Source organism: Pseudomonas sp. HP_12 (assembly GCF_055283955.1).
Genome location: NZ_JBTOQG010000004.1, coordinates 175,030 through 190,403 on the forward strand (window position 1 = coordinate 175,030; position 15,374 = coordinate 190,403).

Annotated in this window: 9 protein-coding genes and 1 pseudogene; 5 read left to right on the forward strand and 5 right to left on the reverse strand. The window is 62.8% G+C overall.

Features of this window, described 5'->3' with window-relative positions:
* Positions 1-300: 300 nt before the first annotated feature.
* Entirely contained in the window at positions 301-711 is a 411-nt protein-coding gene (locus tag ACYASU_RS05330; RefSeq protein WP_463582163.1) for a PA0061/PA0062 family lipoprotein, read from the reverse strand.
* Between the two features lie 206 nt (positions 712-917).
* On the opposite strand from ACYASU_RS05330, the gene ACYASU_RS05335 reads away from it, so the two are divergent.
* From ACYASU_RS05335 to ACYASU_RS05350, 4 genes and pseudogenes are all read left to right on the forward strand, one after another.
* Positions 918-4,148, forward strand: a complete 3,231-nt coding sequence (locus ACYASU_RS05335) for an efflux RND transporter permease subunit (RefSeq protein WP_463582164.1) — start codon at positions 918-920, stop codon at positions 4,146-4,148.
* Positions 4,138-5,304 (forward strand): efflux RND transporter periplasmic adaptor subunit, encoded by a 1,167-nt coding sequence (locus ACYASU_RS05340; protein ID WP_463582165.1) that lies wholly within the window; start codon positions 4,138-4,140, stop codon positions 5,302-5,304. Before ACYASU_RS05335 ends, ACYASU_RS05340 begins: the two co-directional genes overlap by 11 nt.
* Entirely contained in the window at positions 5,288-6,697 is a 1,410-nt protein-coding gene (locus ACYASU_RS05345) for an efflux transporter outer membrane subunit (RefSeq protein WP_463582166.1), read from the forward strand. Before ACYASU_RS05340 ends, ACYASU_RS05345 begins: the two co-directional genes overlap by 17 nt.
* Before the next feature lie 1,180 nt (positions 6,698-7,877).
* Positions 7,878-8,333: pseudogene (locus ACYASU_RS05350) on the forward strand (REP-associated tyrosine transposase); the annotation flags it as partial.
* A 312-nt stretch (positions 8,334-8,645) separates the two neighbouring features.
* Here ACYASU_RS05350 and katG read toward each other — a convergent pair.
* A complete protein-coding gene (katG, locus tag ACYASU_RS05355; protein WP_463582167.1) occupies positions 8,646-10,916 on the reverse strand; it encodes a catalase/peroxidase HPI in 2,271 nt (756 codons plus the stop codon).
* Between the two features lie 266 nt (positions 10,917-11,182).
* Between katG and ACYASU_RS05360 the strand changes: the two genes are divergently transcribed.
* Positions 11,183-11,644, forward strand: coding sequence for an Hsp20 family protein (locus ACYASU_RS05360; protein WP_282372645.1), 462 nt, complete (start codon positions 11,183-11,185; stop codon positions 11,642-11,644).
* A gap of 48 nt (positions 11,645-11,692) precedes the next feature.
* Here ACYASU_RS05360 and ACYASU_RS05365 read toward each other — a convergent pair whose 3' ends face one another.
* From ACYASU_RS05365 to ACYASU_RS05375, 3 genes are read right to left on the reverse strand one after another with little or no spacing between them, the layout of a single operon-like run.
* Entirely contained in the window at positions 11,693-12,547 is an 855-nt protein-coding gene (locus ACYASU_RS05365) for an amidohydrolase family protein (protein WP_463582168.1), read from the reverse strand.
* A 55-nt stretch (positions 12,548-12,602) separates the two neighbouring features.
* Positions 12,603-14,024 (reverse strand): MFS transporter, encoded by a 1,422-nt coding sequence (locus ACYASU_RS05370; protein ID WP_463582169.1) that lies wholly within the window; start codon positions 14,022-14,024, stop codon positions 12,603-12,605.
* Positions 13,987-14,718 carry a GntR family transcriptional regulator gene (locus tag ACYASU_RS05375; RefSeq protein WP_192172330.1) on the reverse strand — a complete coding sequence of 244 codons (732 nt, stop codon included), beginning with the start codon at positions 14,716-14,718 and terminating at the stop codon, positions 13,987-13,989. Before ACYASU_RS05375 ends, ACYASU_RS05370 begins: the two co-directional genes overlap by 38 nt.
* Positions 14,719-15,374 lie beyond the last annotated feature (656 nt).

Consider the following 15,374-nt stretch of genomic DNA (forward strand, 5'->3'; position numbering starts at 1 on the left):
TCCTTTTATGAAGTCGCGACAGTCCAGCGCCGCGCAGTATTCACGGGCGCTTCGACTGCGCCTATCCGACGTCACAAAACGAAACAGAACGCGCTGGTGAGCATTCACGGATGTGGATTCGTGCACACTGCCACGCAGGAAACACGAATCCTGTGGGAGCGAGCTTGCTCGCGAATAGGCCGGTACAGCCGCGCATTATCCGGCAGCCGGAATACCGTCTTCTTGAGCAAGCTCCCGCATGGATCAGGTGTGCCGCGTGACAGTGCGCGACATCACCCGAACCACAAAGCAGCCTTCCCTTCACCCCGGCATGCACGTGAAGTCCACGCTGTGCCCCAGCGACTTCCCTTTCGCATCTTCAAGTTTCACCCGGTATTCCTCGCCCAGACTGGATTCCACCAGTTTGTAATGCTCACCCGCCTGGAACTGGCCGTATTGGATGCCGGTCTCGCAGTTCATCTCTCCGTTGTCGCCGCTGCGCTCCACGATCAGGTTGACGTCGAGGGTATGGGCGCCGGGTTTGACTTCGAAGAAGCGCCCGTCATTCAGGCGCTTGCCGTCCAGGTCCTCGGCCATCAGCACGTCGGCGGGCTGTTCCTGCAAGCTGATCCACGCCTCGCTCGGGTCGGCTTTGGGCATGGGACCGGCGCAGGCGGACAGCACCGCGACCAGACTGAACATAGGAACCAGCAATAACGATTTGGCTTTCATGACACGACCTCGGCAGTTGAAAAAAACCCTGATGTGCAGGGTGGAATTTCGAGGGGCGCAGGGTGCGTTGGCCGCGGATGAACAACAAATGAATCCAGCATGAAAGCAACCTGCTCACCGCACTAACGTTTTGTTCATCTGGCTGAAAGCCGCGTGTTAGGTACGTCCACCAACACTGCGCCCATTCGAAATGGGAGGTTTACGGCATGCTCGGGCTGGTCAGGACTGCATTGCTAAAGCCGTACACGTTCATCGTGTTGGCGATTTTCATCTGTATTGTCGGGCCGATGGCGGCCCTTAAAACGCCCACCGATGTGTTTCCGGACATCGGCATTCCGGTGGTCGCGGTGGTCTGGCAATACGCCGGGCTGTCGCCGGACGCCATGGCCGGTCGGGTGATCTACACCTACGAGCGCTCGCTGAGCACCACGGTCAACGACATCCAACACATCGAGTCGCAGTCGCTGCCCGGCATGGGCATCGTCAAGATTTTCTTCCAGCCGGGCGTGGATATCCGCACCGCCAACGCGCAAGTGACCGCGGTCTCACAGACCGTGCTCAAGCAAATGCCGGCGGGCATCACACCGCCGCTGATCCTCAACTACAGCGCCTCGACCGTGCCGATCCTGCAGATGGCGTTTTCCAGCCCGACGCTGTCGGAAGCGAAGATTCGCGATCTGGTGCAGAACAGCGTCCGGCTGCCGCTGAGTGCGGTGCCGGGGCTGGCGATGCCGACGCCCATGGGCGGCAAGCAGCGGCAGATCACCCTGGACCTCGATCCCCAGGCGCTGGCCGCCAACGGCCTGTCGGCGCAAGACGTCGGCAACGCACTGGCCGCCGGTAACCAGATCATCCCGGTGGGCACGGCGAAGATGGGCGGCGACGAATACACCGTGCTGCTCAACAACAGCCCCAAGGCCATCGACGAACTCAATGACCTGCCGATCAAGACCGTCGACGGCGCGCTGATCACCATCGGCCAAGTGGCCCACGTGCGCGACGGTTCGCCGCCGCAGACCAACATCGTGCGCGTTGACGGCCGTCGCGCCGTGCTGATGCCGGCGCTGAAGAACGGCAACATCTCGACCCTGTCCATCGTCGACGACATCCGCAACATGCTGCCGCTGATCAACGAGACGCTGCCGCCAGCGCTGAAAACCTCGCTGCTGGGCGACGCCTCGGTGTTCGTCAAAGCGTCGGTGGGGAGTGTGGCCCGGGAAGGCATCATCGCCGCCTTGCTGACCAGCGTGATGATCCTGCTGTTCCTCGGCAGTTGGCGCTCGACGCTGATCATCGCCGCGTCGATTCCCCTGGCCGTGCTCTCGGCCATCGCCCTGCTTTCCGTGACCGGGCAAACCCTGAACGTGATGACCCTCGGCGGCTTGGCGCTGGCCGTGGGGATCCTGGTGGACGACGCAACGGTGACCATCGAGAACATCAACTGGCACCTGGAACAGGGCAAGGCGGTGAAGGACGCGATCATGGATGGCGCGCGACAGATCGTCGGCCCCGCGTTCGTGTCGCTGCTGTGCATCTGCATCGTCTTCGTGCCGATGTTCATGCTGCAAGGGATCGCCGGTTATTTGTTCCGGCCCATGGCGCTGGCGGTGATCTTCGCCATGGCCAGCTCGTTCCTGCTGTCGCGCACCCTGGTGCCGACCCTGGCGATGTTTCTGCTCAAACCCCACGTGCTGGAGACCGGCGCCGGGCATCACCCGGAAGACCCGTTCATCAATCACCACGAAGGCGATCAGCATGGCCGACAACGCAACCTGGTCCTGCGCGGCGCATTGAGGTTTCAGCAGGGTTTCGAGGCACGTTTCTCAGCGATTCGCGACACCTACCACGGCCTGCTGGGCCTGGCGCTGAAGCGGCGCAAGTCATTCCTCATCGGCTTTCTCGCCTGCGTGCTCGCCAGTTTTGCGCTGCTGCCGAGCCTGGGCGAAGACTTCTTCCCGGCCACCGACGCCGGCGCGCTGTCGATGCACGTGCGCCTGCCGCTGGGCACGCGGATCGAGGAAAGCGCGGCGGCGTTCGACCGCATCGAGCAGCGCATCCGCGAGATCATCCCGGCGGATGAGCTGGACACGGTGATCGACAACATCGGCATCCCCCTGAGCGGCATCGACATGGCCTACAGCAGCAGCGGCACCATCGGACCGCAGGATGGCGACATTCAGGTCACCCTCAAGGCCGATCACGCGCCAACCGCTGAGTACGTCAAACGCCTGCGCGAAGCCTTGCCGCAAAGCTTCCCCGGCAGCCAGTTCGCCTTCATGCCTGCCGACATCAGCAGCCAGATCCTCAACTTCGGCGCCCCGGCTCCGTTGGACCTGAAAATCTCCGGCCCCAACGGCGACGCCAACCGCGCCTACGCACTGGAACTGCAGCGCCGTTTGCAGCATGTGCCGGGCATCGCCGACCTGCGCATTCAGCAATCCACCGGTTACCCGTCGTTGCAGGTGAACGTTGATCGGCTGCGCGCCAAGCAACTGGGGATCACGGAAAAAGACGTGACCACCAGCCTCGGCGCGTCCCTGGCCGGCACCTCCCAGGTGGCGCCGACGTACTGGCTGAACCCGAAAAACGGCGTCTCGTATTCGGTGGTCGCCGCGACACCGCAATACCGTCTCGACAGCCTGCCGAGCCTCGAAGCCCTGCCGATTACCGGCAGCAACGGGCAGTCGCAGATTCTCGGCGGCCTGGCGACCATCCGCCGCGTCGACAGCCCGGCGGTGGTCACCCACTACAACATTCAGCCGACCCTGGACCTGTTCGCCAACGTGCAGGGCCGCGACCTCGGCGGGGTGGCGGCGGACATCCAGAAGGTCATCGACGACACCGCGCACCTGCGGCCCAAAGGCGCGACGGTCAGCCTGCACGGCCAGATCGACGCGTTGCATGAAGCCTTCAGCGGCCTGAGCCTGGGGCTGCTCGGCGCCGTGGTGCTGATCTACTTGCTGATCGTGGTCAACTTCCAATCGTGGATCGATCCGTTCGTGATCATCACCGCCCTCCCCGCCGCGCTGGCCGGCATCGTCTGGATGCTGTTTCTCAGCGGCACGTCGCTGTCGGTCCCGGCGCTGACCGGGGCGATCCTCTGCATGGGCGTGGCCACCGCCAACTCGATTCTGGTGGTGAGTTTCTGCCGCGAGCGCCTGGCCGAACACGGCGATGCCCTGCTCGCCGCGATGGAGGCTGGCTACACGCGCTTCCGCCCGGTGTGCATGACCGCGCTGGCGATGATCATCGGCATGCTGCCGCTGGCGATTTCCCAGGAACAGAACGCCCCGCTCGGCCGTGCGGTGATCGGCGGCCTGATCCTCGCCACTACCGCGACCCTGCTGTTCGTGCCGGTGGTCTTCAGCCTCGTCCACCGCCACTCAACACCCTTGCCTGCGAATGCCCCTGATGGAGAAACACCCCATGTCGTCTGAACACGCCCCTTCGCGCAAACACCTGATGTTGTTCGGCATTGGCGGCCTGACCCTGGCGGCGCTGCTGGTCGCCAATGGCCTGGCCGCACGCACCCGCGAGGCACACGCCGTCGACGCCTGGACCGAGCGGCAATCGGTGCCCGTTGTCAGCGTTGTCGTGCCGACCCAAAGCGCCCAAGGCAACACCTTGCGCCTGCCCGCGCGCCTTGAGGCCTGGAGCAATGCGGCGATCAACGCGCGGGTCAGCGGATACCTGAAAGACTGGGACGCCGACATCGGCAGCCATGTGCAGGCCGGTCAGGTACTGGCCCACATCGACAGCCCCGAGCTCGACCAGCAACTGGCTCAGGCCCGGGCGCGTCTGGCCCAGCAACACGCCAACGCGCGCATTGCCCAGACCACGGGGGCACGCTGGCAGCACCTGCTGACCACCCACTCGGTGTCGCAACAGGAAGTGGATGAAAAAGCCTCGACCGCCATTGCCGCCAATGCCGACGTGCAGGCGGCAGAGGCTGACTATCAACGGATCGTGGCGCTGGAGGAATACAAGACCATTCGCGCGCCATTCAGTGGCACTGTCACCGCGCGCAACACCGACATCGGTCAGTTGATCAAAGCCGATGACGGCGGCGCCCGCCCGCTGTTCAGCCTCGCCGACACCCATCGCCTGCGGCTGTACGTGCCGATCCCGCAGAACTACGCCAGCGTGGTCCGCCCCGGCATGCGGGTTCAGCTAAGCGTGCCCGAGCATCCGGGGCAGACCTACACGGCCACGTTGCTGGGTGACTCCACGGCGGTGGATCCGCGTTCCGGCACCCTGCTGGCCCAGTTCATCGCCGACAACCCGGACGGCGCGCTGATGCCCGGCGACTACGCCGACGCCACGCTGCCGGTAAACAGCGCCAGCGGCGGGCTGAGCATTCCGGCCAGCGCGCTGATCTTCCGCGCCAAAGGCACCCAGGTTGCCACCCTCGATGGCGCCGGCCATGTGCACCTGCGCGACATCCACATCGCGATGGATCTAGGGGACCGGCTGATCATCGATCAAGGCCTCAAACCGGCCGATCACGTCATCGATAACCCGCCCGATGCGCTGCGGGAGAACGATGCCGTGCAATTGGCGGACGCCGGAGGTGACCATGCGCACAAGGCTTGAAGCGCTGGCGCTGGCCATCGCCGTGACGCTGCAGGGCTGTTCGCTCGCACCGGTTTATCAGGCGCCGGCGGTTCAACTGCCCGCGCATTTCGCCGAGGACGCCGGTCCCTGGCATCCGGCGCAGCCTGCCGATACGGTGCAAGCCCAGTGGTGGGAAGCGTTCGAGGACGCGCAACTGAATGATCTGCAACAACGGCTGCTCAATGCCAACCCGGATTTGACCGCCGCGCTGGCGCATTACGACGCCGCGCTGGCGTATGCGGGTCAGTTGCACGCGGGCCTTATGCCTCAGGTCAACGCCAGCCTGAGCCCGGTTCGTCAGCGGCAGTCGGATCGCCGGCCATTGCGCGGTGGCACGCAACCCTCGGTCTACGACAGCGACACCGCCGGTTTCAGCCTGAATTTCGATCCGGACCTATGGGGCAAAATCCGCAATCAAGTAGCGGCTGGTGATGCCCAGGCCCAAGCCTCGGCGGACGATCTGGCGGTCGCGCGCCTGAGCCTGCAGCGCCAGTTGGCGACGCTGTATGTGCAGGTGCGCGGGCTGGACGCGCAGAGCCGCATCCTGCAGACCTCGCTGGACGATTACACCCAGGCCCTGCAACTGACCCGCGATCGCTACGAGGGCAAGATCGCGTCGGCACTGGACCTGACCCGTGCACAAAGCCAGCTCGCCGAAGCCCGTGCGCAACTCGATGACGTCAACGCCCAGCGCGACCTCAGCGAACACGCCATCGCCGAACTGGTGGGCGCGATGCCCGGAGATGTTCATCTGGCCCAGAACGCGCAACCGCTGAAACTGCCCGGCATCCCCCACGCCTTGCCCGGCAGCCTGCTGCAACAACGCCCCGACGTCGCCGCCGCAGAGCGTCGCGTGTTCGCCGCCAACGCCAACATCGGCGTGGCGAAAGCGGCGTGGTACCCGGACTTCAGCCTGACCGGCCTGCTCGGCGGGCAAACCCAGGGCAGCGGCAATCTGCTGGCGGCAGCCAATCGTTACTGGGCGCTGGGGCCGCTGGTCAACCTGCCGATTTTCGACGGCGGCCGCCGCAGCGCCAACGAGCGGCAAGCCAAGGCCGAGTTTGAAGAGGCCGCCGCGCAGTATCACAGCCAGGTGCTCAAGGCTGTGCGCGAGGTGGAAGACAATCTGGGTCAGCTGCGCGATCTGCAGCGCGAGTCCGATGACCAGCACGCCGCTGTCGACGCCGCGCAAAACGCCGAACAGATGGCGATGAGCAGCTACCAGGCCGGGGCCGCGAGTTACCTGGATGTAGTGACCGCGCAAACCGCGGCGCTTCAGGCACAACGGCGGTTGCAGGTGGTTGAGACCAATAGGTTGCAGGCCAGTGTCGGGCTGATGACGGCGTTGGGTGGGGGGTGGAAAAGCGGGTGAATCATCGCCTGTGTGGGAGTGACCAGGGTGGCGCTCTACCTTGCTCACGAGGCCGGTGAATGAGCCACGTTCTCTGGTGGCTGCAAGTAAGTCTTCGCGAGCAACCTCGACTCCCACGGGATGGTGGTTCGGCTCGGAATCTAAGGTTGCTGCAGGACTTGTGGGAGTGAGCTTGCTCACGAAGAGGCCGGTACATTGAGCCACCTTCTTTGGGCCTGAAAGTCAGTCTTCGCGAGCAAGCTCGACTCCCACGGGATGGTGATTCGGCTCGATATTTCGGCCAGTTCGTTGGACCTGTGGGAGTGAGCTTGCTCACGAAGGGGCCGGGGCATTCAACTATTTTCTCTGGTGCCTGGAAGTCAGTCTTCGCGAGCAAGCTCGACTCCCACCAGATAGTGGGCTGCCTCGACATTTCGGCCAGTTCGGGGGACTTGTGGGAGTGAGCTTGCTCACGAAGGGGCCGGGGCATTCAGCCACATTCTCTGGCGGCTGAAAGTGAGCCTTCGCGAGCAAGCTCGACTCCCACGGGATAGTGGGCTGATTCGAAATCTCCGGTTGCTGTAAAACTTGCTCACGAAGGGGCCGGGGCATTCAGCCACTCTCTCTGGTGGCTGAAAGTGGGCCTTCGCGAGCAAGCTCGACTCCCACGGGATGGTGGTTCGGCTCGATATTTCGGCTAGTTCGTTGGACCTGTGGGAGTGAGCTTGCTCACGAAGGGGCCGGGGCATTCAGCCACTTTTTCTGGTGACTGAAAGTAAGTCTTCGCGAGCAAGCTCGACTCCCACGGGATGGTGGTTCGGCTCGATATTTCGGCCAGTTCGTTGGACCTGTGGGAGTGAGCTTGCTCACGAAGGGGCCGGGGCATTCAGTCACTTTCTCGGGTGGCCGAAAGTGAGCCTTCGCGAGCAAGCTCGACTCCCACGGGATGGTGGGCTGATTCGAAATCTCCGGTTGCTGCAGGACTTGTGGGAGTGACCGGGGTGGCGCTCAATCCTGTTCACGAAGGGGCCGGGGCATTCAACCACTTTCTCTGCCGGCTGAAAGTAAGTCTTCGCGAGCAAGCTCGCTCGCACGTTCGGGTTTTTGCGGGTTTACAGGACATACCGCGCAATACACCCTCATCAGCGCAGTTCAGGAAGCAGCTAACGTGGTGTGTGCACCCGAAGCCGAGGTAAACATCATGACCACGAAAGCTCGTTCCCACAGCTTGCGCACGGGGCGGTATTCAGAGACAGGGAGGATCTATCTGGTCACCTCCCGGCTCGACTGTATGAGAAATGACTTCAGGGACTGGCGAGTGGGCCGGCTGCTCGTCAGGGAAATGAGAGATGTGCAGGAGTGCGGATTCGCAAAAACGCTGGCATGGGTTGTGATGCCTGACCACTTTCATTGGTTAGTGAAGCTTCAGCATGGCTCGCTTGCAAGCATTGTTCAGCGAGTCAAGTCAAAGACCGCCATTTCAGTGAACAGGGTCACCGGCAAACACGGACCACTCTGGCAGTCTGGGTATCACGATGCCGCTGCGCGCCATGAGGATGATCTCATTCACTTCGCCCGCTACATCGTGGCCAATCCCATGCGGGCAGGGTTGGTAAACCGCGTGGGAGATTATCCGCTGTGGGACGCCATTTGGTTGCCAGGTTCGGGGGTAGAGTTCGGAGAGTCTGTAAATGAACTGTTTGATGGGGTGCCAACACATAACAATAACCTGCCTGATTCATTGCCCATCAAGCAGCCTTCGTGAGCAAGCTCACTCCCACGGGATGGTGGCTTGGCCCGGGATTTCCGGTTGTTCCCGGATCTGTGGGAGTGAGCTTGCTCACGAAGAGGCCCGGACATTCAGCCAATTTCTCTGGCGGCTGAACGGACTCGAGCCCTCTCGCAAAAAATAACGCCTCCACAAGGGAGGCGTTGGTTATGACGCGCTGAAGGCTAAAAACACCTGACCTCAAGCAAGATCAAAGCGGTCCAGCTCCATCACTTTGGTCCACGCGGCGACGAAGTCCTGGATGAACCTCTCTTCCCCGTCAGCACTGGCGTAGACCTCCGCCACGGCCCGCAATTGAGCGTGTGAACTGAACACCAGGTCGACCCGGGTGCCGGTCCATTTGACGGCGCCGGTGTTGCGGTCGCGGGCTTCGAACAGCTGGTCGCCGCCCGACACGCCTTTCCACTCGACGCCCATGTCCAACAGGTGCTTGAAGAAGTCGTTGCTCAGCGTGCCCGGCCTTTCGGTCAGGACGCCGTGCTGGCTGTGCCCGGCATTGATATCCAGAACGCGCAATCCGCCGATCAGAACGGTCATCTGCGGTGCCGTCAGGTTCAGCAACTGCGCCTTGTCGACCAGCAGCTTCTCTGCCGAGACGCGGTAATGGCCCTTGAGGTAATTGCGGAAACCGTCGGCGATGGGTTCAAGGAAGCCGAACGACTCGACGTCGGTCTGCTCCTGGGAAGCATCCATACGGCCTGGGGTGAACGGCACAGTGACGTGATGACCGGCATTTTTCGCCGCCTGCTCGATACCCGCGCTGCCGCCGAGAACGATCAAATCAGCCAGCGAAATCTGCTTGCCGCCGGACTGGGCGCCGTTGAATTCGTCGCGAACGCGCTCCAGGGTTTGCAGCACGCCAGCCAGATTGGCCGGCTGGTTGACCGCCCAGTCTTTCTGCGGGGCCAGACGCAGACGGCCGCCGTTGGCACCGCCGCGTTTGTCAGAACCACGGAAGGTGGACGCCGCCGCCCAGGCCGTGCCGACCAGCTGCGAAACCGACAGCCCGGACGCCAGGATTTTTTCCTTCAGCGCAGCTACATCATTGGCGTCCACCAGCGGGTGGTTGACCTCGGGGATCGGGTCCTGCCACAGCAGCTCTTCGGCTGGCATTTCCGGGCCGAGGTAGCGGGCCAGCGGGCCCATGTCCCGGTGGGTCAGCTTGAACCAGGCGCGGGCGAAGGCATCGGCCAATTGGTCAGGGTTTTCCAGGAAGCGTCGGGAGACCTGCTCGTAAGCCGGGTCCACACGCAGCGCCAGATCGGACGTCAGCATGCGCGGTTCCTGGCGTTTGGCCGGGTCGAAGGCATGGGGGATTTTGCCCGCGCCCTCGCCATTCTTCGGTCTCCACTGATGGGCGCCGGCCGGGCTCTTGGTCAGCTCCCACTCGAAGCCGAACAGGTTTTCCAGGTACTCGTTGCTCCACTGGGTTGGGGTGGAGGTCCAGGTCACTTCAAGCCCGCTGGTGATGGCATCGCCGGCCTTGCCGGAGCCATAGGTGCTGCGCCAGCCCAGCCCTTGTGCTTCAAGGCCTGCAGCTTCCGGTTCAGGGCCGACGTTGTCAGCGGGACCGGCACCGTGGGTCTTGCCGAAGGCGTGGCCGCCAGCGATCAGGGCGACGGTTTCCTCATCGTTCATGGCCATGCGACCGAACGTCTCGCGGATGTCCCGAGCCGACGCCGCCGGATCAGGCACACCTTCCGGCCCTTCCGGGTTTACATAGATCAAGCCCATCTGCACGGCGGCCAATGGGTTCTCGAGGTTGCGCTCGCCGTTGGCGGTGCGGGTCTGTTCTTCGCTGTGGTGCTCCGGCTCCGCAACCAGCGTGCCCTCGCCCGGCTGTTGCATGTCCTTGTGCGCGCCGTAACGGTCTTCACCGCCCAGCCAGGTGGTTTCAGCGCCCCAGTAAACAGCTTCGTCCGGTTCCCAGACATCGGCACGCCCACCGGAAAAACCGAAGGTCTTGAAGCCCATGGACTCCAGCGCGACGTTGCCAGTGAGCACGATCAGGTCGGCCCAGGAAATCTTGCTGCCGTACTTTTGCTTCACCGGCCAGATCAGGCGGCGAGCCTTGTCGAGGTTGACGTTGTCCGGCCAGCTGTTGAGCGGTGCGAAGCGCTGCTGCCCGGCCCCTGCGCCGCCACGGCCGTCAGCGGTGCGGTAGGTCCCGGCGCTGTGCCAGGCCATGCGAATGAACAGCGGACCGTAGTGACCGAAGTCGGCCGGCCACCACTCCTGGGATTGAGTCATCACTTCCAGCAGGTCGCGTTTGACGGCTGCGAAATCGAGGCTCTTGAATTCTTTGGCGTAGTCGAAGCCCTCGCCCATCGGGTCAGTCAATGGCGAGTGCTGGTGCAGGATCTTGAGGTTCAGCTGGTTCGGCCACCAGTCACGGTTTGTGGTTCCGCCTCCGGCTGCGTGGTTGATCGGGCATTTCGATTCAGTCGACATGGTCTACTCACCTTCTTGTTTACTTTTTACTTTTTCGGCCATCAGCGAGACAGCCCAGGCTAGCACTCGCACAAGACTAGACGACTCTGGCCAGCCGTCTAATAGGCAAATGTTTGGGCGACGATAGAGCGGTTCTGTTGGCGGAGTATTTAACGGAGGTGCTTGTATTTTCTGGCGCTTGAGCTCAACTCTAACAACAGCATCAAGTGCAGAGCCGGCGTCGACCGGCGTCTTGATCACCGTGGCAATCTCCAGGAGATTCAGGCATGGCCACCACCGCTTCACTGGCCCCGTTGTTCCGGCAATCAGTGGGCTTTGATCGCTTCAACGATTTTTTTGAATCTGCCTTGCACAGCGAAATAAACGCCAGCGGCCCCCCTCACAACGTCGAACGATACGGCACGGATCATTACCGAATCGTGATCGCCACAGCCGGGCTTGCGGCCGCTGACCTCGACCTGACCCTGGAAAGAAACGTGCTCACCGTTTGCGGGGCTGAAGCCCAGACCGATGGCGGCGTGACGTACCTGCATCAGGGCATCGCCCATGGGCCGTTCCGGCTGGTCTTCCATCTGGCCGATCACATTGAGGTACAGGGCGCGACCTTCAAGAATGGTTTGCTGATCGTCTTCCTGCTGCGGGTCGAACCCCAAGGGGCCAAGGCCCGCCGGATCAGCATTCACAGCCCCGGCGACGATCCCGACCGGCCGCACATCAGCCGGCCCTGATCAACGGCGAGAAACGCGCGCCTGAAGCCGGATCAGGCCTCGGTCGGATCAGGCCTCGGTCGGCGGGAAATCAAACAGCACCTGAGGTGCGTCGATGAGCAACGAGCGCATCAATGGCGCGGAGCAGCCCAGCGCCTGCAGCTGCTCGACCACAGAGCTATAGCTGACACTGTTTTCATGCTGGGTATGGGGCCAATCACTGCCCCAGACCAGCCGCTGCTGACCGAAAGCGTCGACCAGCAACGACAGCGCGGCACGGGCGAAATCGAGGTTCTCTTGCGCGCTGCCCTCCAGCCGGTAAATGCCCGAGACTTTCATCCACAGTTGCCCGCTCCGGCCCAGCTCCAGCATCTGGGGAAAGCCCGGTTGATTGAGGCCCAGGCGGGCGTCGGGCCGACCAAAGTGATCAATCACGATCTTCATGCCGAACGGCATCAGCCCGGCCAGCAGCGCAGGCATATCGGCGACGTGGCGGTGCACTTCTACATGCCAGTCGAGCACGGCGATGTGCCCGAAGAACACCTGCCACTGCGGTTCGGAAAAGTCCGGCAGCGCCTTGGCCATCAGGTTCAGACGCACGCCAACGACGCCCAGCCGGTCCATCTCGTCCAACGCGGCACGGCTAATGTCGCGGTCGACCACCACCACGCCACGCAGTTGATCCGGCGCCTGTTGAAGGGCGTCGAGCAAGTAACGGTTATCGGTCCCGAGGAAACTCGGTTGCACCAGCACGCCATGGCTCAGGCCGTGCTGGTGAAGTTGATCCCGGTACATCGCCAGCGTGGCGTCGTATTCGGGTGAATAGCGTCGTGCCGATGTCAGGTCCAGCTCCCTGCTGAAGACGTGTGCGTGGCCGTCGATGCCAAGGATCGACGGGGGGGAGACGGAAAAGAGGTCGGACATGGATCTCATCTATCAAAAAATGCGCGACGCAACAGGCGCCGCGCGGAAGGGGAAATCAGGCGCGGGCGGTTTCGCTGCGAGTGTCTGCGACGGCGCCGGCAGTAGGGCTGGCTTCCAGGCTGCGACCGCGGGTTTCCGGCAGGCACAACGCGGCAATCACGGCGACGCCATAGGCGATCCCGGCGTCGATGCCGATGGCGGAACCCAGCGACATCGATTCGCTCATGTGGCCCACCAGGAACGGGAAGACCGAGGACAGCACACGGCCGAAGTTGTAGCAAAAGCCCACCCCTGCCCCGCGCACGTCAGCCGGATACAGCTCGTTGAACAGCGCGCCAAGGCTGGCCGGAATGCCGGCGGCGAAGAAGCCCAGCGGGAAACCGAGGAACAGCATTTGTGTGTTGGTCAGCGGCAGGAACACATAGCACTGCACAGTGACGACACAGCACAGGGCGAACAGCACGATGTTCAGTCGGCGGCCGATGCGGTCGATGAGAAAGCCGCTGGCAATGCAGCCGCACCAGAAGGCGACGATGATGACTGCCAGGTAACCGCCGGAGTTGAGCACCGACAGATTGCGTTCGGTTTTCAGGAACGTCGGCAGCCAGGTCATCACCGCGTGATAACCGCCGTGGGCGCCGAGGCCGAGCAAGCCGCCGAGCAGCGTCACGCGGATCAGTTCCGGGCGGAAGATGCCGGCCAGGGATTTGAAGAAGCTCTGCGGGATGGCGTTGTCTTTTTGCAGGCGCTGAAAGCTGTCCGGCTCCTCGACGTTGCGGCGCACCCAGATGATCAGCAGCGACGGCAGCAGGCCGACCAGAAACATCACCCGCCAGGCCATGTCTTGAGGCACGAACGAATAGATCAAGGTAAACACGCCGACGGCCAGGCCCCAGCCCACCGCCCACGCGCTCTGCACGGTGCCCATGACCTTGCCACGGTATTTCGGGTTGATAGTTTCGGCCATCAACACCGCGCCTGCGGCCCACTCGCCACCGATGCCGAAACCCTGCAGCCCCTTGACGATCAGCAGCGAGCTGAAGCCGGTGACGAACGCCGACAGAAAGGTGAAAAACGAGAACCAGAGGATCATCCACTGCAGCGTGCGCACCCGGCCGTAGCGGTCGGACAGCGTGCCACCGACCCAGCCGCCGAGGGCCGAGGTGATCAGCGTCACGCCACTGATCAGGCCGGCGTCACCCTTGGTCAACGCGAAGGCGGCGATCAGCGCCGGAATCGCCAGGCCGAACATCTGAACTTCCAGGGCGTCCAGCGACCATCCGCCGAAGCAGGCCCAAAACGTTTTGCGCTCCCGAGGAGTGACGTGGCGATACCAGTTGAACATGGTTTTTGTCCTTATAAGTGTGAAGCAGCAGGTGCTGTAGAGCCCGTTCTGAGTGACGGGCTTGGGTGCAGAATTCGGATTTCTCAGCGGCGCTTCAGCGGATGTCGACGCTGTAGCGGAAGTGGCTGGCATGGCCGCGCGAACGGCGCCATTCCAGCGGTTGTCCGGCGTAGTTGCGCGCCAGACGCTCGATCACCACCACCGGGCTGTTGACCGGCACCTGCAGCAAGCGGGCGTGGGTGTCGTTGATGGCTTCGGCGGTCAGGGTTTCTTCGGCGTAGGCCACGACCTGGCCGCATTGCTCTTCGTAGATCGGATAGAGCAGCGGGCCCTGGCGGCTGAGGTCGATTTCCAGCAGGGTCTGAAACTGCACCTGGGGCAACCAGATTTCTTCGGCGAGCACGGGCTGGGCGTCGAGCAATCGCAGGCGGATCAGGCGAATCACCGGCGCGTCCAGCGGCAGACCGAGGGCGTGGGAAACGGCCGAGGGCGCGGTGACGGCTTCGATGGAGAGGATGCGGCTTTCGGGCACCTGGCGTTCGCCGGAGACGCTTTGAAAGCGGAAGAAGCGGAACAGCGAGGACTGGAACTGCGGCCGGCGAATGAAGGTGCCGCGGCCCTGTTGGCGTTCGAGAATGTTTTCGTTGACCAGCATGTCGATGGCTTTGCGCACGGTGCCGGTGGACAGGCAGTACTCGCTGGACAGCGCAGCTTCGGTAGGAATGGCTTCGCCCGGGCGCCAGCGGTTGTTGGCGATCTGTTCGGCGAGCTGGTCTCGCAGGCGTTGGTAGAGCGGCAAGCGGACATCGCTGGAAAGTCGGTTCATGGAGGCGCTTCGCTGTTGTAGTTATGTAGTCATCTATATGAATCTGCGTTGAGTATTGTCCCGTTACAAATAGGCGTCAAGGGTGGGGATGGGGGTTGGCGGATGAATGGCGTTTGGGCGTTTGGGGGTTTGGGGGTTTGAGGTTTCACGTTTCTCAGGGGAATGCGGAAACGGCAGAGCGTGTGTCTGCCGTCAGGTTGCGGGGAGCGCGGAGGGTGTCAGGTCGGGATCAGGTCGGGGAGATTGTGGCTAGCGCGCCGATCATGAGGGTCAGGGCGAGAAAGCCGAACAGGAAGATGGCGAGCTTGGCCATGGGGTTCTCCTACGCAAGTATGAAGTACTAGGGGTTTCGGGCCGGGTGATGGGGACCGGTCGGGCGTGATCGGTCTGCCGGGAGTGAAGTGATCTTGGGGGTTGCCGCTGTTTCAGTACAGATTCAGGTAAGGCTTATAAATACGGATCAGATGGGTGGTGTCAGATGGCTAGATCAAGAGCATCTGCCTAACGGCAGACGTTTCGCCTTCGGCGAGTTACTTGGAAAAGCACCCCAAGTAACCAAGGGTGCTTGCTCCTGGTTGGGTTCCTCCTTCGTCGGAATACCCTCACTCCGACGACGCTCCGTGGGCCCGCGCCGAACGGACATCCATGTCCTGACG

Excerpts from the sequence above, each read along its gene's own strand:
- ACYASU_RS05345 (WP_463582166.1), top strand. The coding sequence starts at position 5,288 with ATGCGCACAAGGCTTGAAGCGCTGGCGCTGGCCATCGCCGTGACGCTG.
- ACYASU_RS05360 (WP_282372645.1), top strand. The coding sequence starts at position 11,183 with ATGGCCACCACCGCTTCACTGGCCCCGTTGTTCCGGCAATCAGTGGGC.
- ACYASU_RS05365 (WP_463582168.1), bottom strand. The coding sequence starts at position 12,547 with ATGTCCGACCTCTTTTCCGTCTCCCCCCCGTCGATCCTTGGCATCGAC.
- ACYASU_RS05335 (WP_463582164.1), top strand. The coding sequence starts at position 918 with ATGCTCGGGCTGGTCAGGACTGCATTGCTAAAGCCGTACACGTTCATC.
- ACYASU_RS05370 (WP_463582169.1), bottom strand. The coding sequence starts at position 14,024 with ATGCCAGCCACTTCCGCTACAGCGTCGACATCCGCTGAAGCGCCGCTG.
- ACYASU_RS05375 (WP_192172330.1), bottom strand. The coding sequence starts at position 14,718 with ATGAACCGACTTTCCAGCGATGTCCGCTTGCCGCTCTACCAACGCCTG.
- ACYASU_RS05330 (WP_463582163.1), bottom strand. The coding sequence starts at position 711 with ATGAAAGCCAAATCGTTATTGCTGGTTCCTATGTTCAGTCTGGTCGCG.
- katG (WP_463582167.1), bottom strand. The coding sequence starts at position 10,916 with ATGTCGACTGAATCGAAATGCCCGATCAACCACGCAGCCGGAGGCGGA.
- ACYASU_RS05340 (WP_463582165.1), top strand. The coding sequence starts at position 4,138 with ATGTCGTCTGAACACGCCCCTTCGCGCAAACACCTGATGTTGTTCGGC.